This window comes from Paenibacillus flagellatus (genome assembly GCF_003217775.1).
GTDB classification, from domain to species: domain Bacteria; phylum Bacillota; class Bacilli; order Paenibacillales; family NBRC-103111; genus Paenibacillus_AB; species Paenibacillus_AB flagellatus.
Map to the genome: position 1 here is coordinate 1 of NZ_QJVJ01000010.1, position 21690 is coordinate 21690.

The 21690-nt window shown below is 61.2% G+C and carries 16 protein-coding genes, 1 pseudogene and 1 riboswitch; of the genes and pseudogenes, 15 read left to right on the forward strand and 2 right to left on the reverse strand.

The window, feature by feature from the left end; translation table 11 throughout:
- Nucleotides 1-395, forward strand: a pseudogene (locus tag DLM86_RS21280) (IS3 family transposase); the annotation flags it as partial.
- 883 nt (nucleotides 396-1278) lie between these two features.
- Here the strand turns inward: DLM86_RS21280 and DLM86_RS21285 are convergent.
- Complete coding sequence (locus tag DLM86_RS21285; RefSeq protein ID WP_110842092.1) at nucleotides 1279-2670, reverse strand: sensor histidine kinase; 1392 nt, start codon at nucleotides 2668-2670, stop codon at nucleotides 1279-1281.
- Complete coding sequence (locus tag DLM86_RS21290) at nucleotides 2667-3338, reverse strand: response regulator transcription factor (protein WP_110842093.1); 672 nt, start codon at nucleotides 3336-3338, stop codon at nucleotides 2667-2669. The genes DLM86_RS21285 and DLM86_RS21290 overlap by 4 nt, the downstream gene beginning before the upstream one ends.
- A gap of 278 nt (nucleotides 3339-3616) precedes the next feature.
- Here DLM86_RS21290 and DLM86_RS21295 point away from each other — a divergent pair, with 278 nt between their 5' ends.
- From DLM86_RS21295 to DLM86_RS21350, 14 genes are all read left to right on the forward strand, one after another.
- Entirely contained in the window at nucleotides 3617-4633 is a 1017-nt protein-coding gene (locus DLM86_RS21295; RefSeq protein ID WP_110842094.1) for an NAD-dependent epimerase/dehydratase family protein, read from the forward strand.
- 2 nt (nucleotides 4634-4635) lie between these two features.
- Nucleotides 4636-5703 carry a dihydrodipicolinate synthase family protein gene (locus tag DLM86_RS21300; protein WP_110842095.1) on the forward strand — a complete coding sequence of 356 codons (1068 nt, stop codon included), beginning with the start codon at nucleotides 4636-4638 and terminating at the stop codon, nucleotides 5701-5703.
- A 102-nt stretch (nucleotides 5704-5805) separates the two neighbouring features.
- The gene (gene sdaAB / locus DLM86_RS21305) at nucleotides 5806-6495 is read left to right on the forward strand and encodes an L-serine ammonia-lyase, iron-sulfur-dependent subunit beta (protein ID WP_110842096.1); all 690 of its coding nucleotides are present in this window, start codon (nucleotides 5806-5808) and stop codon (nucleotides 6493-6495) included.
- Nucleotides 6492-7412, forward strand: coding sequence for an L-serine ammonia-lyase, iron-sulfur-dependent, subunit alpha (gene sdaAA, locus DLM86_RS21310; protein ID WP_110842097.1), 921 nt, complete (start codon nucleotides 6492-6494; stop codon nucleotides 7410-7412). The genes sdaAB and sdaAA overlap by 4 nt, the downstream gene beginning before the upstream one ends.
- 30 nt (nucleotides 7413-7442) lie before the next feature.
- Nucleotides 7443-8636, forward strand: a complete 1194-nt coding sequence (locus DLM86_RS21315) for a M20 metallopeptidase family protein (protein WP_110842098.1) — start codon at nucleotides 7443-7445, stop codon at nucleotides 8634-8636.
- A 75-nt stretch (nucleotides 8637-8711) separates the two neighbouring features.
- Nucleotides 8712-10058 carry a helix-turn-helix domain-containing protein gene (locus DLM86_RS21320; protein WP_110842099.1) on the forward strand — a complete coding sequence of 449 codons (1347 nt, stop codon included), beginning with the start codon at nucleotides 8712-8714 and terminating at the stop codon, nucleotides 10056-10058.
- A gap of 51 nt (nucleotides 10059-10109) precedes the next feature.
- Nucleotides 10110-10367, forward strand: a complete 258-nt coding sequence (locus DLM86_RS31785; protein ID WP_146250268.1) for a hypothetical protein — start codon at nucleotides 10110-10112, stop codon at nucleotides 10365-10367.
- Nucleotides 10364-14587, forward strand: a complete 4224-nt coding sequence (locus DLM86_RS21325; protein WP_110842100.1) for an S-layer homology domain-containing protein — start codon at nucleotides 10364-10366, stop codon at nucleotides 14585-14587. The genes DLM86_RS31785 and DLM86_RS21325 overlap by 4 nt, the downstream gene beginning before the upstream one ends.
- Before the next feature lie 273 nt (nucleotides 14588-14860).
- Nucleotides 14861-15721, forward strand: a complete 861-nt coding sequence (locus tag DLM86_RS21330; protein WP_110842101.1) for an MSCRAMM family protein — start codon at nucleotides 14861-14863, stop codon at nucleotides 15719-15721.
- A 4-nt stretch (nucleotides 15722-15725) separates the two neighbouring features.
- Complete coding sequence (locus DLM86_RS21335; RefSeq protein WP_110842102.1) at nucleotides 15726-16106, forward strand: hypothetical protein; 381 nt, start codon at nucleotides 15726-15728, stop codon at nucleotides 16104-16106.
- 117 nt (nucleotides 16107-16223) lie between these two features.
- A riboswitch (cobalamin riboswitch) is annotated at nucleotides 16224-16430 on the forward strand.
- A 212-nt stretch (nucleotides 16431-16642) separates the two neighbouring features.
- Nucleotides 16643-18934: a 5-methyltetrahydropteroyltriglutamate--homocysteine S-methyltransferase gene (gene metE / locus DLM86_RS21340; RefSeq protein ID WP_110842103.1), complete on the forward strand. Its 2292-nt coding sequence runs from the start codon at nucleotides 16643-16645 to the stop codon at nucleotides 18932-18934.
- Nucleotides 18935-19173: 239 nt separating this feature from the next.
- On the forward strand, nucleotides 19174-19563 hold the full coding sequence (locus DLM86_RS32145; protein WP_158289599.1) for a hypothetical protein: 390 nt from the start codon (nucleotides 19174-19176) through the stop codon (nucleotides 19561-19563).
- Between the two features lie 38 nt (nucleotides 19564-19601).
- Nucleotides 19602-20801, forward strand: a complete 1200-nt coding sequence (locus DLM86_RS21345; RefSeq protein ID WP_158289600.1) for a sensor histidine kinase — start codon at nucleotides 19602-19604, stop codon at nucleotides 20799-20801.
- Nucleotides 20798-21484 carry a response regulator gene (locus DLM86_RS21350; RefSeq protein WP_110842105.1) on the forward strand — a complete coding sequence of 229 codons (687 nt, stop codon included), beginning with the start codon at nucleotides 20798-20800 and terminating at the stop codon, nucleotides 21482-21484. Before DLM86_RS21345 ends, DLM86_RS21350 begins: the two co-directional genes overlap by 4 nt.
- Nucleotides 21485-21690 lie beyond the last annotated feature (206 nt).

The window sequence follows — 21690 nt, forward strand, 5'->3', positions numbered from 1 at the left end:
AGGCTGGAAGCTGGCAGACCGGATGACGACGGACCTGGTCCTTGCCGCGCTGGATCAGGCTTATGAGGCTCAACGGCCACCAAAGGGCTTGCTCCACCACTCGGATCGCGGCTCGCAATATGCCTCTGACGAATACCGCGCAAGGCTAAACCAGTACAAGATGAAGGCAAGTATGAGTCGTAAAGGCAATTGTTACGATAATGCGATCATCGAGTCCTTTCACAGCGTATTGAAGAAAGAGTTTATTTACTGTACGCGCTTTAAGACCAGAGCTCAAGCGCAGCAAGAAGTTTTTTTACATGGAGTTCTTTTACAATCGCAAAAGAATTCATGGTTCTTTGGGGTATGTTTCGCCGGTTCAATTTGAAGCAAACTATTACGAAAATATCGGTTAAACTCCGTTATCCTGCGTCCACTTTCTTGACAGAGGTCCAGTTTTCCCGCTAATCATCCGTGAACGCGAGATTCGCCCAAAATAAAGGGAGGTTTTCCCACTAAATTGTTGATACGGCCCACGGAGGACCACCAATGCCGCAAACGGCGACGGCGCGCGCAACACCGGCCGGAATCGGAATAACGGGAAAAGCTCCTCTTAATTAGCCGGCTTTGGCGAGTCTTCGGCCCATTAGCCGGAATTCCTCCAGCTAATGATTACGAGAACGCCGCCATGCCCGCAAACGGCTCGGATTATCGGGAGGTTTTCCCGCTAATCATCCGTGAACGCGAGATTCGCCCGAAGTAAAGGGAGGTTTTCCCGCTAAATTGGCAGTGTGGCCACAGAGGAGTCGGAATGCCTGTAGTAGAGTCGGAATGCCGCAAACGGCGATGGCGCGCGCAACACCGGCCGGAATCGGAATAACGGGAAAAGCTCCTCTTAATTAGCCGGCTTTGGCGAGGTTTCGGCCCATTAGCCGGAATTCCTCCAGCTAATGATTACGAGAACGCCGCCATGCCCGCAAACGGTCCGGATTATCGGGAGGTTTTCCCGCTAATCATCCGTGAACGCGAGGTTCGCCCGAAGTAAAGGGAGGTTTTCCCGCTAAATTGGCGCTGCGGCATACAAGCGGGCCACCAATGCCGCAAAGGGCGACGGCGCGCGCAACACCCGCGTTCCCCGCGAAAGGAGAGCGCCGCGACCGCCCGCCGCTGCGGCAGGGGGCGAACCCGGCTCCGCCGTCTCCGCGCCCGCGCCTGCGGCAGCGCCCGCTCCGCCGTCTCCGCGTCCGCGCCTGCGGCAGCGCCAGCTCCGCCGTCTCCTGCCGTCCCCGCGCCCCTCGCTCAATCGGCCGCCCATCCCCGAACGGGAGGGCGCTTCGGCCGGATCGCGACGGTCGTGCCCTCCGCCGAGCTTTCGATCTCCTGGCGGAGGTTCATCTCCTTCAGCATGAGCGCGATGATGGTCAGGCCGAGCCCGGCTCCTTTCTCCGCCGACTCGCCGCCCATTCCGGGTCCGCGGTCGGCGATGCGAATCGAGCCCTCGTCGTCGGCCGAGACGCCGAGGTAGATGTAGCGGCCCGATTTGGCGTGGCGCAGCACGTTTTGGAAATAATTGTCCAGCACGCGCTCCAGCCATTCGGTGTCCGCCTCCCAGTAAACGGGCGCGTCCGGAAGGTCCGACTCGATATCGAATCCGGCCTGCTCGAACGCCGGATACCAGCCGGCGAACAGCGTCTTCGCCGTCCGGACGATGTCCACCTGGCGGGGACGGTACGGATACTTGCCGGACGACAGCAGCGTGTAGGAGAACAAATTCTCGATCAGCTGGCCGAGGTAGTCGATTTTGCGCTCGATCAGATCGATCGACCCGCGCCCCCGCTCCGACAACGGCTCGCCGCGCAAGCTGTACGCATGTCCGCGTATCGCCGTCAACGGCGTCCGCAAGTCGTGGGACAGCTTGGCGATCAAATCTTTGCGCAGCGCCTCCTCCTCCGCTTCCCGAAGACGGCTCCGCTCGAGCTTGCGGACCATCTGGTTGAACGTGCTTTCGAGCCGGCCGATCTCGTCGTCGTTCTGCACGTGGATCGTGCCGGGCAGCCCGTTGCCCGAATCGCTCGTCATCGCCTCCTGCAGCCGGACGAGCCTCCGGCGGATCCGGTTGAAGAAGACGAGGGAGAGGAAGAGGAAGCCGCCCAATATCGCCGCCGACCCCACCGCGAAAATTTTCGCGTAATGCTCCCGCATCCGCTGGCCTTCCGGCCGGATGTCCGCACGGTGGATCGCCAGCGTCATGAAGCCCTGCTTCGGGTCCCCGCCGATAAAGGCGACGACGGTAAACGGATCGGCATCGACCCGCTCCTTCATGAACTGCACCGTATAGCCGGGCGTCCATGCCGGGGGAATCGACGGATTGGGCGGCAGCTGCAGCCGCGTCGCCCCGGTCCGGTCGACCCAGAACAGCTCCGCCGCCGCATAGCGCTCCTTCAACCGGCGCAGCGCTTCGTCGATCGCAGCGTCCGAAGCGCCGTCCAGCCGTTTCGCTTCCTCGTGCCACAGCCGTTCGAGCTCCGTCGCATTCGGATATTTCGGCCGGGGAACGCCGCCCTCGAGCAGCTGAATCGGGGCGAAGCTGAGCAGCGTCACGATCGGCAGCGCGAACGGCACCATGACGAGCGCACTTATAATAATAAGCACATATTTCGTCAGCAGCGAACGGCTCGGATGAAACCTCATAGCCTCACCCGGTAGCCGATGCCGCGGATCGTCTCGAGAACGGCCGGCTCTCCCGGATCGATCTCGATCTTTTCCCGCAAATACCGGATATGGACCATGACCGTCTTGTCGCCTTCCATATAAGGCTCTCCCCACACCGCTTCGTAAATTTGCTCCTTCGTCAAAATCTGGTTCGGATGTCTCAAAAAGTACATGAAAATTTGCAGCTGCTTCGCCGTCAGCGCGATTTCCTCGCCCGTCCGGCCGTCGGTTACCGACTGCAAATCGGGCCGCACGATCAGATGCCCGATCCGGATTTCCTGCCCGGCCGGCTCGCCGTATCGCCGCAGCAGCACCTCGAGTCTGGCGGCAAGCTCGTCCGGATGGAACGGCTTCGTCAAATAATCGTCCGCGAATTGCAGCCCCTGCAGCTTGTCGGCCATCGACGACATGGCCGTCAGCATCAAAATCGGCGTCCGGGGAAACGCCTTCTTCAGCCGCTGGCCGATCGAGAAGCCGTCCAGCCCCGGCAGCATGACGTCCAGGACGACGATGTCGGCTTGCCTCGCCTCCTCCGCGGCGCCTTCGCCCGACAGCAGCCACCGGACGGCGTAGCCGCGCTTCTCCAAATCCTCCGACACCCACTTGCCGATATCCGGGTCGTCCTCGATATACAATACGTTTCTCATCGTTAACGCCTCTCCACTCGCGAATCGTTCGGTTCCCTACATGATAGTGGATCGCCGCCTCCGTTGAAAAGTTAAATTTCGTTTAAAGACCGGCCGTCCGCGTCATTCGTCTGTGTTAGAATGCCCCATTTTTTTCCGTTTTACGAGGCGGACGACTAGCGTGAGCCGGCTCGAATCGGACCGCTTTTATAGACATTTAATAGACTTGTCTTTTATTCCGGGGATGCCGTAAGCTTAATGTAGCAACTCCATCATTTCGTCATGCGAAGGGAGAACTTATGAGAACAATAGCGGAATTGGAAGCGAAACTGGCGGAGCCTTCGGAAGCGCTCGTGAAAGACATCGCCGCGATCGACGGGGACATCATGCTGCTCGGCATCGGCGGCAAAATGGGACCGAGCCTCGCGCGTCTGGCGCAAAATGCGCTGAAGCAAGCGGGCGTACACAAAAAAATATACGGCGCCTCGCGGTTTTCGGACAAAGAGCTGAAGGCGGAGCTTGAGGCGGACGGCATTGAGACGATCCAGGTCGACCTGCTGAACGACAGCCAGCTGCAGGCGCTGCCCGACGTCAAAAACGTCATCTACATGGCGGGCAACAAATTCGGCACGACCGGCAACGAGCATTTCACGTGGGCGATGAACTCGTACTTGCCGGGCCGGGTCGCCGAGAAATACCGGAACTCGCGCATCGTCGTGTTCTCGACGGGCAACGTGTATCCGCTTACCCCGGTCTTTTCGGGCGGTGCGACCGAATCCACCCCTCCGGGAGCGAACGGCGAGTACGGGATGTCCTGCCTCGGCCGCGAGCGCGTGTTCGAGAGCTTCTCGCACCGGTATAACATCCCGATGGCGATTTACCGGCTGAACTACGCGATCGACCTTCGCTACGGCGTCCTGCTCGAAATCGCGAGAACGGTCAAAGCCGGCAAGCCGGTCGACGTCACGATGGGCCATTTCAACGTGGTCTGGCAAGGCGACGCGAACGAATGGGCGCTCCGCTGCCTGAACGTGTGCAGCACGCCGCCCGCCGTCTTCAACATGTCCGGTCCGGAGACGCTGTCGATGCGCTGGGTGGCGCACGAATTCGCGAAGCGGTTCGGCGTCGAGGCGAACATCATCGGCCAGGAAGCGGACACGGCGCTGCTCAGCAACTGCTCCAAGGCGCATAAGACGTTCGGCTATCCGCGCGTCAGCATTCTCCAGATGATCGACTGGATCGCCGAATGGGTCGAGATCGACGGCAAAACGTGGAACAAGCCGACTCATTTCCAAGAAAGAGAGGGGAAATACTAAGAATGAGCCGCAAACCTTTAAGTCCCGAGCAAACGAAAGCGCTGCACGACGGCCTCGTCATCCCGGCCCAGCCGCTCGCGCTGACCGAGGAGCGGAAGCTGGACGAACGGCATCAGCGGGCGCTGACCCGTTACTATATCGCGGCGGGTGCGGGCGGCGTCGCCGTCGGCGTCCATTCGACGCAATTCGAAATCCGCGAGCCGCAGCATAACCTGTACGAGCCGGTGCTCCGCCTCGCCGCCGAGGAAGTCGACCGCGCGAAGCTGGACCGGCCGTTCCTGAAAGTCGCCGGCATTTGCGGGCCGACCGAGCAGGCGCTGAACGAAGCGCGCATCGCCGTCGGCCTCGGATACGACGCGGGTCTCGTCAGCATGGGCGGCCTGAAGGATTGGAGCGAGGCCGAGCATATCGAGCGGATCAAGGCGGTCGCCGAGGTGATTCCGGTCATCGGCTTCTACCTGCAGCCTTCCGTCGGCGGACGCATCTTCAGCTTCGACTTCTGGCGCCAGCTCGCCGACATCGAAGGCGTCATCGCGATCAAGATTGCGCCGTTCAACCGGTACCAGACGATCGACGTCGTCCGTGCGGTTATGTATTCGAAGCGCCGAGACGACATCGCCCTGTACACCGGCAACGACGACAACATCGTGAACGACCTGCTGACGACGTACCGGTTCCAGGTCGACGGCAAGCCGGTCGAGAAGAAGATCGTCGGCGGCCTGCTCGGCCACTGGTGCGTCTGGACGAAAAAAGCGGTCGAGCTGCTCGAGGAAGTGAAGGCGGTCCGCAACGACGCGACGCTGTCGGCCGACTGGCTGACGCGCAACATCGAGGTGACCGAGACGAACGCGGCCTTCTTCGACCCGGCGCACAATTTCGCCGGCTGCATCCCGGGCATTCACGAGGTGCTCCGCCGTCAAGGGCTCATGAAGGGGACATGGTGCTTGAACCCGCACGAGGTGCTGTCTCCGGGGCAATCGGAGGAGATCGACCGGATGTACCGCGACTACCCGCATCTGAACGACGACGAGTTCGTCAAGAAGCATTTGAACGAATGGCTTGCCGATTGATAAACGCAAAGCGGACAGTGAATTGGCGCTGTCCGTTTTTGTCCGTTTGTAATAAAATATAGAGAAGTTGAGCGTTTGCGGCGCGAATGAGGGGAATGACACATGCGATTCAAAGACGTTTTCTCGATTATCGGTCCGGCCATGGTCGGCCCGTCGAGCTCGCATACGGCCGGCGCCGTCCGGATCGGGCGAGTCGCGCGCCACATACTCGGCGATTTGCCGGAGAAGGCGGACATTCTGTTCTACGGGTCGTTCGCGGACACGTACCGCGGCCACGGCACCGATCTGGCGATCGTCGGCGGCTTGCTCGATTTCGATACCGACGATCCGCGCATTCCCTCCTCGCTTTCGATCGCCGAGCAGCTTGGGGTCGACATCGCGTTTAAGGAAGGCAAAGGACAATTCCCGCATCCGAATACGGCCAAAATCGTCGCGCGTCGCGGCGACCGGGAAACGACCGTCATCGGCGCTTCGATCGGGGGAGGAAACATCGAGGTGCTCGGCGTGAACGGCTTCGACGTCAAGTTCACCGCGATGTATCCGACGCTGATCGTGCTCCACGACGACCGGCCCGGCATGATCGCCGACGTCACCCGGGTATTGAGCCGGGAAAACGTAAACATCGGCCACATGTCGGTCGACCGGAAAGGCCGGAGCGGCGAGGCGCTGACCGTCATCGACACCGACAGCTCGCTGACGGACGACGTCGTCCGGGAAGTGGCGCAGCTCGCGACGGTGCGGGACGTCCGGCTTGTCGATTTGACGACAAACAAAGGGGGCGCTTCGCCATGAGGTTTCGGACGATGGAGCAGCTGGTCGAGCTGTGCGAACGGGAGAACAAATCGATCGGCCGTCTCATGCTGGAGGAGCAGGCCAAGGAGTCCGGCCGCGACGAGAGGGAGGAATTCCGCAAGATGGCCGAATACTACGCGATCATGAAAGAGGCGGTCCGCAAAGGACTGACCGAGGATACGACGTCCCGCAGCGGGCTGACCGGACGGGACGCCCAGCGGGTGATGCAATATATGGCCGACAACGAGACGTCCGTCGGCGACGTCGCCGCCGAGGCGATGGCCAACGCGCTCGCCGTCTCGGAGGTGAACGCCTCGATGGGACGCATCATCGCCACGCCGACGGCCGGCTCGTGCGGCATCATTCCGGGCGTGTTCGTCAGCTCGCAGAAGCGGTTCGGCTGGGACGACGACACGATGACTTACGCTCTGTTCGCGGCGGGCGCCATCGGCTTCGTCATCGCAAACAATTCGTTCGTCTCCGGCGCCGAGGGCGGCTGCCAAGCCGAAGTCGGCTCCGCGATCGGCATGGCGGCGGGCGCGATGACCGAGCTTCGCGGCGGCACGCCGGCGCAGGCGGCCCATGCCGTCGGGCTGGCTCTCAAAAACACGCTCGGGCTCATCTGCGATCCCGTCGGCGGGCTGGTGGAAATTCCGTGCATCGTCCGCAACGGCTTTGGGGCGGTGAACGCGTTGGCGGCGGCGGATATGGCGCTTGCCGGCGTCCGCAGCGTCATTCCGTCGGACGAGGTGATCCAGGTGATGCTCGAGGTCGGCTCGAGCATGCCCGAGAAGCACCGGGAGACGGCCAAGGGCGGACTGGCCCAGACGCCGACCGGCAAGAAAATTATGGACCAGCTGTACCGGAAAGGCTCGTCCAAGACGACGGCGGCCAAGCAAACCGAAACCGCGGAATAATCTATACGAGAGGCAAGGGAGGAGAACCCGATGACACAAGCGAGCTTGCTGCAGCCGCTGCTCGACTCCGGCAAACGGATGGAGGCGGAGCTGGTCGAATTCCGCCGCGACTTGCACCGCAATCCGGAGCTGAGCTTCCAAGAGTCGGAGACGGCGGCGAAGGTGGCCGAGCGGCTGCGCGCGATGGGCTACGAGGTCCGGACCGGCGTAGGCGGTCACGGGATCGTCGCCGATTTGACCGGAGCGAAGCCGGGACCGACGATCGCGCTTCGCGCCGATATGGATGCGCTTCCGATTCAGGAGGAGAGCGGCTTGCCGTACGCCTCGCAGCGTCCCGGCGTCATGCACGCGTGCGGACACGACGCGCATACGACGATGCTGCTCGGCGCGGCGCGCATCCTGCTCGGGCATAAGGACCGGATCGCGGGCAAGGTCCGCTTCCTGTTCCAGTCCGCCGAGGAGATCAACCAAGGCGCGCGGAGCATGATCGAGCAGGGGGCGCTCGACGGCGTCGACGAAATTTACGGCTTGCACAATTTGCCGACGCTCGCGGCGGGCAAGGCGGCGACCCGGTACGGCTCGCTCATGGGCTCCGTCGACCGGATCGAAATCACGCTCGAGGGCAAGGGCGGCCACGGGGCCATTCCCGACCAAAGCATCGACCCGGTCGTGGCGGCGTCCGCCATCGTCATGGGGCTGCAGTCGGCGGTCAGCCGGGAAATTTCCCCGTTCGACCCCGTCGTCCTGACGATCGGCAGCCTACAGGCGGGCGACACGTACAACGTTATCCCTCACCGCGCCTCGATGACCGGCACGATCCGGACGTTCTCCCCGCGCGTGCAGGCGTCGATGAAGGAGCGCGTCGTCCGGCTCGTCGGCCAAATCGCGGAGGCGTACCGGTGCAAGGCGGCGGTCGATTATATCGAGCTGACGCCGGTGCTCGTCGGCGACGACCGCTGCGTGGCGCACGTCGAGAGGACGATCGACGCCGCGATCGGCGCGGACAACCGGATCGAGGCGGCGCCGACGCTCGCCGGGGAAGATTTCTCGCTCTATTTGCAAAAGGTGCCCGGCTGCTTCTTCTGGCTCGGCTCCGGCCCCCGCGAAGGGGCGGAGAACGCCTACGGTCTTCACCATCCGAAGTTTCGCATCGAAGAGGAATGCTTGCCGCTCGGGGCGTCCTTGCTCGCATCCGTCGCGCTGAACCGGCTGAGCGCCGGCTGACCGGCCCGGACCGACGGGCGGGAGGCCGGACGGCCGCAACACGATTTCTCAAGTCACGTCTGGAGGCTTAAAGCTATGGCCGATACGAATACGGCACCGTACGCCAAAGGCATCGCCATCGGGATTATCGGTCCCGAGCCGCTCGTCGAGAAAATGAACCAATGCTTGAGAGGGTTTCCGTCGTTCGATCCGATCGCCCGGTCGTATTCGCGCGAGGAGGAGGCGCCCGAGCTGGCCCGGGACATTATGGACCACGTCGAGGTGATGCTGTTTTCCGGGCCCGTACCGTACCGTCTTGCGGTTCAGAAGCTGAATTTCAAAATTCCGGTGCATTACGTGCGGCTGTCCGGCACCGGCCTGTACCGGGCGCTGTTCCGGATCGGCCGAAGGCACGGACTCGAGGAAATGTCGGTCGACACCGTCTCCAAGCAGTCGGTGGAGGGGGCGTTCGAGGAGCTGGGCGAACGGTCCAAAGCGGTGGCGTATTACCCCGGCTCCGAATTCGTCTCGAAGGACGCGCTCGTCGAATTCCACGCGGAGCAGTATCGGCTCGGCAAGGCGAAGGCGGCGCTGACGGGCGTCGGCTCGGTATCGGCGGCGTTGACGGAGATGGGCATTCCGAACGAATGGGTGCTGCCGACGGATCAGGACATCATCGTCGCGCTCGAGCGGTCGCTGCTGTCGACGGAATCGCGGCGAAGCAAGGAGTCGCAAATCGTCGTCGGCTTCATCCATGTGGACGAATTCGACCGGCTGGCGAAGAAGAAGACGTCCGAGCACGAGGTGCAGCGGCTCAAGCTCGACATCCACCGGATGCTGCTCGGGTACGTCGAGTCGCTGGACGGGCATTTGACGCATATGGGCGGGAACGAATATTTGTTCATTACGACGCGCGGTATTTTCGAGCGGGAGACGGGCGGCTACAAGTCGATTCCGCTCGCCCGCGTCGTGGAGAAATATTACGGCCTGTCGCTCAGCATCGGCATCGGCTTCGGCCGCTCCGCCAACGAAGCGGGCACGCACGCGCGGCTCGCCCTGCGCAACTCCAAGGAAAGCGGTGGCGACATCTGCTTCATCGTGCGCGAGGACAAGAGCGTCATCGGACCGCTCGAGATGACGCACCCACACGAATACGACTTGTCGCTGATCGACGCGAGCCTGCTGAAGCGGGCCGAGGAGGCGGGGCTGACGTCCGGCTACTTGAGCAAGCTCGTCGCGCACGTCACCCGCTTCGGCAAGACGGATTACACGGCGCAGGAGCTGGCCACCGTGCTCGACGTGACGGTGCGGAGCACGCACCGGTTTTTGCTCGCTTGGCTCGACTCCGGCCTGATCGACATTATCGGCGAGGAGAAGGGCAAGTCGAAGGGGCGGCCGAAGCAAATTTACCGGCTGTCGTTTTTGAGCGAGCTGGTGCGGTGAGGCGGGCCGTTCCTCCAACCGTTTGCCGTTCGATCGGAGACGTCCGTTTCGATGGACTCCCGCTTGATCCGTAAACCGGCCTTTGCGGTTGAGCGTTTACCCCGCGAGGTTACTCTTCTTTCTACAATAGGGACACCCACAGCCGTTGAAAGCGAAGCGCATTCGCCGTCAACGGCTTTTTTGCCGCGTTCGGGCCGAGATTTAGAAAAAAATAGTAGAAAAAAAGATAGAAAAGTAGAGAAGATAGGACTATACTACGAATTGCCATGGGAATTTTGGCAGATTTCAGGAACAGAGGGGGATTTATGAAGCGCTCATTTCATCGGCCTTTCATGTTCATCACCTTGGTCGCTTTGCTGGCGTCCTGCTTTCCGATCGGCGGAGGGGTGCGGACGGCGCAAGCGGCGATGGCGGGACAAGGAACGCCCGCCGATCCGTTTATCGTAACGACGGCGAAGGAATTGTCGGATATCCGCAACGATTTGGCCGCCTCGTACAAGCTGGGGGCGGATATCGATCTTGCCGGCTACGACCACGATCGCGACGGGAAGGGCTGGCTGCCGATCGGCAACGATGGAGCGGCGCCCTTCACCGGGACGTTCGACGGCGGCGGACATACGATCCGCGGCTTGAAGGTGGACCGCGGGCTATCGGACTTTGCGGGGCTGTTCGGTTATGTGAAGGGCGGAACCTTGAGCAACGTCCAGCTCGGGGCCGCGGACATTCGCGGGAAAGACTTCACGGGCGGGCTGGTCGGCATGCTGGAGAACGGCGTTGTCGAAAACGCTTGCACTTCGGGAACCGTAAACGGGCAAGGGGCCGTCGGCGGTTTAGCCGGTGCGATTCGTGAAAGCACGGTATCGGGCGTATGCTCCACCTCGTCTGTGAACGGAGCTTTTGCCACGGGCGGTCTGGTCGGCAGCATGGCGGTCTCCGGTCTTATCGAGAATGCGTTCGCCTCCGGCAGCGTGACGGGCGTGACGCACGGGATCGGAGGCTTGCTCGGCGAAGGGGACGGCGCTTCGACGCTCGTCCAAATCCGCCGCGCATACGCTTCCGGCCCGGTCGCGGGAGGGACGTCCTCGGGCGGGCTGATCGGCGCCGCGTGGAACGGAACGACGGTTTCGTCTTATTGGGATGTCGGCAATCTGCCGGCAAGCGCCGGCGGAACCGGCGTCGCAACCGCGGCCATGAATGCGCAAAGCACTTACGCGGGGTGGGATTTCGCGGGCGTATGGGGGATTCGGGACGGGGAGACGACGCCGTATTTGAAGGCGTTCGCGCCGAAACTTACGGTAGAGCCTCTGTCTTCGCCCGTCTACGCCGGATCGCTGCCCGTGAAGGGGACCGTGTCGGATTTCAGCGCGGGCGAGGAGCTGTCGGTCCGGTACGACATTGTGGACGGCGGGGGAGCAACGGTTACGAGCGTAACCTACAGCGTCTATGCCTCGGGACTCGACCAGCCGATCGACCGGATGCTGCCGCTGACGGGGGTGCCGTCAGGCGCCTATTCGCTCCGGGTATCGGCGAAAGACTCCGTCCATCCGTGGTTCGAAGCCGCCCCGGTGGCCTTTACGGTCGGCAACGGGGCGCCGACGGTCACCGCGGTCGGGATCGCCGGTACGGCGCAGGTGGGCCGGACGCTGACCGGTACGTATGCGTATTCGGATCCGGAGGGCGACCCGGAAGGGGCGACCTCGTTCCGCTGGTACGCGGCGAATTCGGCGGACGGAAGGAACAGGACGCCCATTCCGGGGGCGACGGGGACGTCGCTGACGTTGACGCGGGACGAGATGAACAAGTTCATCTCGTTCGAAGTGACGCCGGCCGCCGCAACGGGTACGCCGACGGGAACGGCGACGGTCAGCGCTCCGACCGGCGCCGTGGCGACGGGGCCGGACTGGTACACGGTGGGGGCGCGCGCCTTCACGGAGGACACCGCGATCTATACCTCGCTGCAGGTTGACGGCGGCGCGCCTTACGTGGCCTTCATGGACGGCGCTCACGGCAATCGGGCATCCGTGATGACCTACCGCCAGGGCGACTGGGAATACGTGGGCGCTCCCGGTTTTACCGCGGGCTCGGCGGAGTTTCTCTCGTTGCAAATCGATAACGGGAAGCTCTACCTGGCGTTTCAAGACGAAGCCAACGGACATCGCGCGTCGGTCATGACCTACAACGGTACGGCGTGGGAGTACATCGGCGCCGCCGGGTTCAGTTCGGATCTCGCGCTGGAATTGTCGCTGGCGTTCAACAACGGCACGCCTTACGTCGGTTTTGTGGACAAGGGCTTGGGGTACAGGGCGACGGTCATGAGATTCGACGGCGGCGCTTGGGTGAACGTCGGGAGTCCGGGGTTCTCCGGGAATCAGATCGCGCTTCCTTCTTTAGCCCTGGATAACGGCACGCCGTATGTGGCCTTTCGCGATCGTGCGAATCAAAGCCGGTTAACGGTCATGAAGTACGATTCGGGTGTCTGGAGCGCCGTCGGTCCCCCGGGATTATCGGCCGACACGGTGTCGGACCTGTCCCTGGTCGTCGATAACGGCACGCCTTATGCGGCGTATATGGATAAGTCGCTCGGATGGAAGGCAACGGTTATGAAATATGACGGAGGCGCCGGTTCGTGGGTACCCGTCGGCACGCCGGGGTTCTCGACGGGCGGTGCCCAATACGTGAAGCTCTACCTGTCGAACGGGGAGCTGTATGTCGGCTACCAGGACGATATCGACGGCATCGCATTGCGGGCGACGGTCAAGAGATTCGACGGAACGTCGTGGACGGACGTCGGCAGCCCGGCCTTTTCCGAAAGCCGGACGTTCTTCAATTCATTGGTCGTCGACAACGGAACGCCTTACATGGCCTTTATGGACGACTCGAACGGGAAAAAAGCGACGGTGATGTACTTCGCCAACAACGCGGCGCCTGTCGCGGGAGGCGTCTCGATCAGCGGCACGGCGCAGGTCGGGCGGACGCTGACGGGGTTTTACGCTTACTCGGACGCGGAATACGATCGGGAAGGCGCGAGCGCGTATCGGTGGTATGCGTCGGACGACGCGGCCGGGACGAACAAGGCGGCCATCCCCGGCGCGACCGGGAAGACGTGGGTGCCGACGAGCGCTTACGAAGGCAAGTTTATCACGTTCGAGGCGATGCCGGTCGCCGCGACCGGAGCGCGGACGGGGCTGGCGGCGGAGAGCGCGCCGACCGCTGCTGTGGCGAAAGCCGATTCCGGTTCGAACTCCTCCGGCTCGTACTCCTGGTACGCGGAGGATCCCAGAGTGATCGTCTACGTAAACGATGAACCCGTACGCGCGGGCATGCGAACCCGGGAGACGGCGCAAGGGCGGACGTCGACGAAAATCGCGATCGATGCCGTCCGGCTGAAAGAAAAGCTGCGGACGGAGGGACGGAATGCGGTCGTCACGATTCCGTTCGAGCAGCCGACGGATGCGGCGATCGGCGAGCTGAACGGCGAGCTGTTCCGCGAGATCGCGGAGCTGGGGACGACCGTCGTCGTGAAGACCGCAGAAGCGTCTTACCGGCTTCCGTCCGGCTTTCTCGACGTGAACGCCTTGGCGGAGAAGGTCGGCCAAGGCGCCGAGCCCGGGAAGCTCGACGTGCAGATCGAAGTCGCCCGTCTTCCGGCCGAACGGGAGAAAGCCGCGGAAGACGCGCTCGTCCGCAGCGGTACGCCGCCCGTCTCGAAGCCTTTCGCTTTTACCGTGAGAGGCGTTTCCGGGGAACGCACGGCGGACGTGCCCGCCTTCGAACGCTACGTGGAGCGCGAGATCGCGGTAACGGCCGAGACCGGCGTTAGCCCGGCCACAACCGGCGTCGCCCTCCAAGCGGACGACACAGTCCGCCACGCGCCGACGCGGCTCGTCGACGACGCCGGCAAGCGATTCGCCAAGATCGGCAGCTTGGATAACGGCACGTTCGCCGTCGTCTCGCACCCTATGGCGTTCGTCGACGTCGCCGGCCATTGGTCGAAGCCGCTCGTGAACGACATGGGTTCGCGTCTCGTCGTTTCCGGTGTCGGCGACGACCTCTATGAGCCCGACCGGGCCGTTACCCGAGCGGAGTTCGCGGCCATCCTGACGCGGGGGCTCGGGTTGAGGACCGAAAACGCCGAGGCCGCGTTCCGAGACGTGACAGGGAACGAGTGGTATGCGGGCGAGGTCCGGACCGCCCTTTCGTTCGATTTGATCCACGGGTTCGAGGACGGGACGTTCCGTCCGCAGGAGGCGATCACCCGCGAGCAGGCGATGGAGATGATCGCGAACGCCATGCGGGTGAGCGGGCTGTCCGGGACGCTTCAACCGGCCGACCCGGGAACGGTATTGGAGCCATTCGCCGACGCCGGCTCCGTGTCGCAATGGGCCCTCGCGAGTGTGGCCGACAACGTGCACTCCGGTGTCGTAACGGGCAGAGACGGGAACAGGCTCGCGCCGAAAGCGAGCATTACCCGGGCGGAGACGGCCGTTATCGTCCGCCGGCTGTTGGAACGGTCCAAGCTGATCGGCTGAATCTTCGAAAGCCGACCGGTCCCTGAAAGGCTCCCCGACTCGAAGGGGAGCCTTTTTTGTCCCCAGAAGGTGGAGGCCCCGGGCGGAAAACGCCGAAAGCACGGCATCCGCATAAGCACGCCTGCGAAAAGGCGGGTCCGGTAGGAAGGGTGCCGCAGCGGTTAGGGGGTTCTAAATTGGGCACGGTTAAATAGGTCATATTACAGCATCATGATTCTTATGACTCCCGTATCCTGTATAGAATCGGCAAAACCTATCGGGGAGGAAGTTACCATGCCAATCATAGACCGGTATAGACTGCAGCCGAGCCCCCCCATTACGATCGACGGGCGTGAAGAAGAAACCGCGAACATCCCCCTTCAGCAAGCCCCAGGCGTGGACGCGGGCAACGTTTCGGGCTCCGTAAGGCGTCCGGACGGAACGATGATCCCGCTTGCGACGGTCAAGCTGTTCAATTCGTTGGGCGTCCCCTTCGAGCACACCAACAGCAACCCGGGCGGTCAATTCATTTTTCCGCGAATCCCCGTCGGGTCGTATTTCATTACGGCTTCCGAACCCGGCTTTCTGACGCCGCTCCGTATTCCGATATCGGTTCTCGCCAATCGGACGACGATGGTCACGATCACCATGCAGCCGGATGCGGACGCGCCGCGCGGGGCTTTTTTCGGCATCGTCAAAAATAGCGCCGACAACACCCCTATCGCCGATGCGACGGTCGAGCTATTCCAAATGGTAGCTGGAATCCCCCAGCTGATAGGCATCGTCTCGACTAACGAAACGGGCCAATATTTATTCGCCAGACTTACGGACGGCATTTATTTCATTACGGCAAGCAAGGCCGGCTTTTTGTCCAGTCAAAGCGCCCCCGTGGATTTAGCCGGCAGGGAGTTTGTTCCGCAAGACGTGATACTCCCGCCCGATCCGGACGCCAATACGGGCACGATAAGCGGCATCGTAACGGACAGCCAATCGGGGCAGCCGATCGCTCAGGCTATCGTCGCGCTTTATTCGATTGCGAACGGAACGGAAACGATCATCGATATTACAAAATCCAATGATGGCGGATTGTATTTGTTCGGGGATCTTCCGGCCGGAACCTATCGCGTCAAAGCGACGGTTCAAATCGAGGGGTGAGCCTATGGCCATGACGGACAAATATGCGCTGGAAAGCAGCGTACCGATCCAATTGCCCCCTAAAGGCCAAGCGCAGGTCGATCTGAAGCTGGAAGAGAAGCCCTATGCGATTCCCGAGTTGGAGGTGGGCTTGTGCTTTAAGATCCGGACAAAGCGCAAAGTTGTCAAAAAACGGTACCGGTATCGGCTGCCCCCCGGCCTCGTGATTCCCGGGGCCGGAAAGCCGTTGGAGGTATGCGCCTTCGAAAAGGCATGCGCAAGACGCATCCGAAGGTGCGCCCGTAAGCGATATGGCTCGGGAAGACGCGTCAAAATCTCCATGAGCGTAACCATCAAGCTGAACGCTTCCGTGATCTACCGGCAGCTTAGCCAAATCCGGAATTGACGATGGGTCGGAATCGTCAGCTCTTCTGCGGCGGGGTCCGACATTCGATGCAGAATGGAATTGTATCTATTTCCAAATTGGTCTATAATACAACATGCAATAGCGGATATGTCATACAACTTGATACCGGGAACAGGTGCCGTCCGAGGCGATGCGTTTCGGAGCGGCTTAAAAGGGAAGTTCGGTGCAATACCGACGCGGTCCCGCCACTGTAACGGAGGAGCTGGGCAGCCATTCGTGCCACTGATCGAGATTCGATCGGGAAGGCCGCTGCCCATGCGAGGATACCGGAGCCAGGAGACCTGCCTGTTCTGACAGCACTGCAGTACCTACGGGAGATAGGGAGGTGTTAGATGATCCGTCATAACGTGTTATGAAGGCGTCTTTCCCCATGCTTTGCTAGGGAGAGGCGTCTTTTTTGTTATCCGGCTTCAAGCGTCGGCCACAACTTGTTCCGGCAAGGCGCGTGAGGTGCGCCGACGCCGACCGTAAAACGAAATGAAAATGACCATCAAACGGACGAGGAGACTGCGAATATGGCAAAAAGCAGCGTATTGGGTTACCCGCGCATCGGCGCGGACCGGGAATGGAAGAAAGCGCTTGAGGCGTTCTGGGCCGGCAAGCTGGAGGAGCAAGAGCTTCACCGCCAGCTGCGGGAGATTCGTCTGAACCATCTGCGCAAGCAGCAAGCGAAGGGCATCGACCTGATTCCGGTCAACGACTTCACCTACTACGATCATGTGCTCGATACGGCCGTCATGTTCGGCATCGTGCCGAAGCGTTTCCCGTATGCGGGAGGCGCCGTGCCGCTGCCGACCTACTACGGCATTGCACGCGGGACGAAGGATGCCGCCGCCAGCGAGATGACCAAGTGGTTCAACACCAACTACCATTACATCGTTCCGGAGCTGCACGATGCGGAGCCGGTGCTGACCGAGAACCGTCCGCTGCAAGCCTACCGCGAAGCGAAGGAGAAGCTCGGCATCGAAGGCAAGCCGGTCATCCTGGGGCCGCTGACGTTTCTGAAGCTGTCCAAAGGCTATGCCGTCGGCGACACGGACCGCTGGCTCGAGCGCCTGCTTCCGCTCTACGTCCGGGTGCTGGAAGAGCTGGCCGCCGAAGGCGTCCGATGGGTCCAGCTGGATGAGCCGGTCCTCGTCACGAAGCTGTCGGCCGGCGACCTGCAACGACTGGCCGCCGCCTACCGTACGATGACGGCGGCCGTGCCCAGCCTGAACGTCATGCTGCAGACGTACTTCGAATCGATTGACAGCTACCGTGAAGTGATCGCGCTGCCGGTCCAGGGCATCGGCCTGGACTTCGTCCACGGCGCGGAGGGCAATCTGGCCTCGATTCGTTCGATCGGCTTCCCCGATGACAAGGTTCTCGGCGCCGGCGTCATCGACGGACGCGGCATCTGGCGGGCGGAGCTGGGCGACAAGCTCGCGCTGCTGGAGGAGCTGCGGGGGCTCGTATCGTCCGAGCGCCTGATCGTACAGTCGTCGTGCAGCCTGCTCCACGTTCCGGTATCGACCGAACGCGAAACCGAGCTGCCGGCGGAACTGAGGGAGGCACTCGCCTTCGCCGACGAAAAGCTGGGAGAAATTGCGCTGCTCTCCAAGGCGCTTCGCGAAGGCGCGGCGGCCGTAGCGGAGGAGCTGAAGCGGGCGGAGGCCTCGCTGCTCCCGCTCAAGACGTCGGCCGTGCGCAATCGTACGGATGTCCGGCAGGCGGTCGCAGCAGCGATGACGGCCGTCGAGCCGAAGCGAAGCAAGCCGTTCGCGGAGCGTCATGCGGCGCAGCAAGCGAGGTGGAAGCTGCCGCTCTTCCCGACGACGACGATCGGCAGCTTCCCGCAATCCGCGGAAGTGCGCAAGGCGCGTCAGCTGTGGCGCAAGGGCGAGTGGAACGACGCGCAGTATGCGACGTTTATCCGCGAACAGATCGACGCTTGGGTGAAGCTTCAGGAGGAGATCGGCCTCGACGTGCTCGTGCACGGGGAATTCGAGCGGACGGACATGGTCGAGTTTTTCGGCGAGAAGCTGGAAGGCTTCGCCTTCACCCGGCACGGCTGGGTGCAATCGTACGGCTCCCGCTGCGTGAAGCCGCCGATCATCTACGGCGACGTCGCGTTCCGCGAAGCGATGACGGTGGAGGAGACGGTTTACGCGCAGTCGCTGACCGACCGCCCGGTCAAAGGGATGTTGACGGGACCGATCACGATCTTGAACTGGTCGTTCGTCCGTGACGACCTCTCCCGGGAGCAGGTCGCCTACCAGCTGGCTTACGCGCTGAGGCAGGAGGTCGAGGCGCTGGAGAAGTCCGGCATCGGCATGATCCAGGTCGACGAGCCGGCCGTCCGCGAAGGGCTCCCGCTTCACGCGTCGGAGCACGAGGCGTACCTGGCTTGGGCGGTCAAGGCGTTCCGGATGACGACCTGCACCGTGGAGGATACGACGCAGATCCACACCCATATGTGCTACTGCGAGTTTCACGACATGATCGACTCGATCGAGGCGATGGACGCGGACGTGATCTCGATCGAGACGTCCCGCAGCCACGGCGAGATGATCCGGAGCTTCGAGGACAATACCTATAGGCTGGGCATCGGCCTCGGCGTTTACGACATTCACAGTCCGCGCATTCCGGCCGTGCGGGAGATGACGGATATGATCGACCGGGCGCTTCGCGTGCTGGATCCGAAGCTTTTCTGGATCAATCCGGACTGCGGTCTCAAGACGCGCGGACGCGAAGAGACGGTCGAGTCCTTGCGCCATATGGTCGAAGCGGCGAAGCTGGCCCGCGCGAAATACGCCTCCCTTGTATAAATAAATCTTCAAGAGGCGCCTAGAACGAACCGGAAGCATCGCGGATATCGACCGAGATGCTTCCGGTTCGTTTTTGTTCGCATCAAGAGGCTATGAAACGGAGCATTGCAGGGCCGGGATCCGAGCGTTCCGGTTTTTTTCGTATTGCTGAAAACTCTATCCGTAGATAGACGCATGCGGCCTCCCGAACGATTATTATGGTCATATAGGTCGCGCAAATAACATGGAGGTGAACCTGAATGAAGAAGCTTAACGGAACGTTACTTATCGCCGCGCTCGTTTTCGTGCTTGGCGTCGTTCAAGCGTTTGGAGTCGATGGCTTGGGAACCCGAGAATGGCTGCTTGTTGCGGCAGGAACGCTGCTTGGATTCGGCGCCGGCGCATGGCAGGCCAAGGCGGTTTCGCTAGCGCGAAAAGGACGGATCAGCAGAAGGCTGAGGACGCTTCAGGTTATTTCATCCTTTGCCGCATTATTCGCACTCAAGGCTCTGATTGCTTCGCTGATCCCTTCGCAGTTGAATCAGGGAGGACCCGCTGTTTTCCTTCAGGTGTTCTTCACCGTATTCGGGCTGCTTCTCGCAAGGGGAGTCGCCAAACGGGCTGTAGAAAATCAAAGGGCGGCCCGTTAAACTTTGTATATCCCAAGTTAAGGAGGGTGAGCCGCGGAATGGGTCCGCTTCCAGTACGTGTATTGGCTGCATGCGCGACATTTGCCATCTTCCTTCATTACATCCTTAGAAGCAATTTCAGGACGCCCGGTCCATGGTACATCGCACTCGTGCTGCTTTTGTCCTATCTGGGCTTTATCTGGCTGCGGCGAAGAGAATGGTCCATCTCGGCGTATATCGTGCTGTCGCTGATCGCCGTAGCGGGCGTGCTGGCATTGGAAAACCTCGCCCCCGCGATCGGAAACGATATCGGGCTGGGAGGCGGGTCTCTCACGTCCGGCTTGCTTTGGCCGCTGATCTGGATGTTGGCCTCCACCCCCCAGCGGCAGCTCAAATCCGGGAGCATCGTGTTTGCGGCTGTTTCCGCAGCGATTGTTTACCTCCACTTAGAGACGCAGCTGCCGTTCAGCCCATTGTTCGGGCCGACAGGTCTGTACCTCGGCGTTCGCGGGATAACCTCACTGAAAGAGAGTCATCGCATCAGTCGGCAGCATTTAGCGGAATTGAACATCGCACACGATCAGCTAAAGAGCGCGCACCAGGAGCTTCAGGAGGCGACACTCGAATCGATGAAATATGCGGCACTGTCGGAGCGCGCACGTCTTGCCCGAGATATCCATGACGGGATCGGTCATCAGTTGACTTCTCTCATCATCCAACTTCAAGCGGTTGAACTGATGCTTCCGGACGATCCTCGCCAAGCCGAACGGCAGATTCCGCTGATGCTCGACAGCGCCCGCAAAGCGATGAGCGAAATCCGGATAGCCGTTCGCGATTGGACCGAGAGCGAGAACGGAATCGGACTCATCGCGTTAAGGGGATTGGTAAGCCAAGGCGCCGCCCGTTCCGGCATCCATTTCCGAATGGAATTTGACGAAGATCAATTTGCCGACATGCCGATGTCTATCGGCATAACTCTTTTTCGCGTCCTGCAAGAGGCGCTTACCAATGTGATGAAGCATTCCGGCGCGACATCGGCGCTGATTCGTTTAGAGATGATGAACGGCTTTTGCGAAATGACGATTTCCGACAATGGACGCTATACCGGAGATGCCGATGTTCTCTCCGGCTTTGGCATCCGAACGATGAAAGTCCGCTGTGAGGCTGCTGGAGGAAGCTTGAACTTTAACGCCATACAGCCTCATGGCCTCTGCCTGCGCGTCAACCTCCCGCTCGGTCAAAGAGGGGAGGCTTCATGAACGTGCAGAATCGACAGATCAGAATCGTGCTGGCAGACGATCAGCCCGTTATTCGTCAAGGGATGCGGTATATTATCGGGTCCCAGTCCGATATGGAGGTGGTCGGGGAGGCGAGCAGCGGGGAAGAAGCGCTGTCGGTAACGGAACTCCTAAAGCCGGACCTTGTCTTGATGGATATCCGGATGCCGGGGCTCTCGGGCATTGAAGCGACACGCCTCCTTCATGCGGCCCATCCCGAGATAAAAGTTATGCTTTTGACGACTTTTGACGTTCAATCCTACGTTGTGGATGGGATTCGTGCCGGAGCGGTCGGCTACTTGCTGAAGGATGCAGAAACCCGTACGCTGCTCGACAGCATTCGATCCGCTTATCGAGGTGCCGCAATCTACCAGAGCTCTACGGCATCCAAAGCGATGGCGGAAGCCATGAAAGGGGGGGAACTTCAGGATTTTGCAAACCTAGAGACCGATGCGAACGACAGGTTTCGCGAGTCTTTAACCGAGAAAGAGCTTGACGTGCTGCAATGGATGGCATATGGTCTTCGAAACGCCGAAATCGCCCAGCGTCTCTATGTTTCGGAAGGTACGGTCAAAACGCATGTTCACCGCATCCTGGGCAAGCTTGGAGCGGCAGACCGTACACAAGCCGTCGTCCTTGCCATTCGCCAAAAAATGGTGAAGTAAATACAATCCCAATTGAACGAACAGCGATTGGAAGGCTGCCCTTTTGGCGGCCTTCTTTTTGGTGTTAAGGATATATGTTCTTGTCGTCCGACACCGCCGGATTGCGTGACGAAGCCATCCCGATATGCTCCTCAGTCGTGCGGAACTGCTGTTATCAGGACAAATTTGTTCCTGTATGTAGACAAGAATGCGGATTCCCAAGGCGG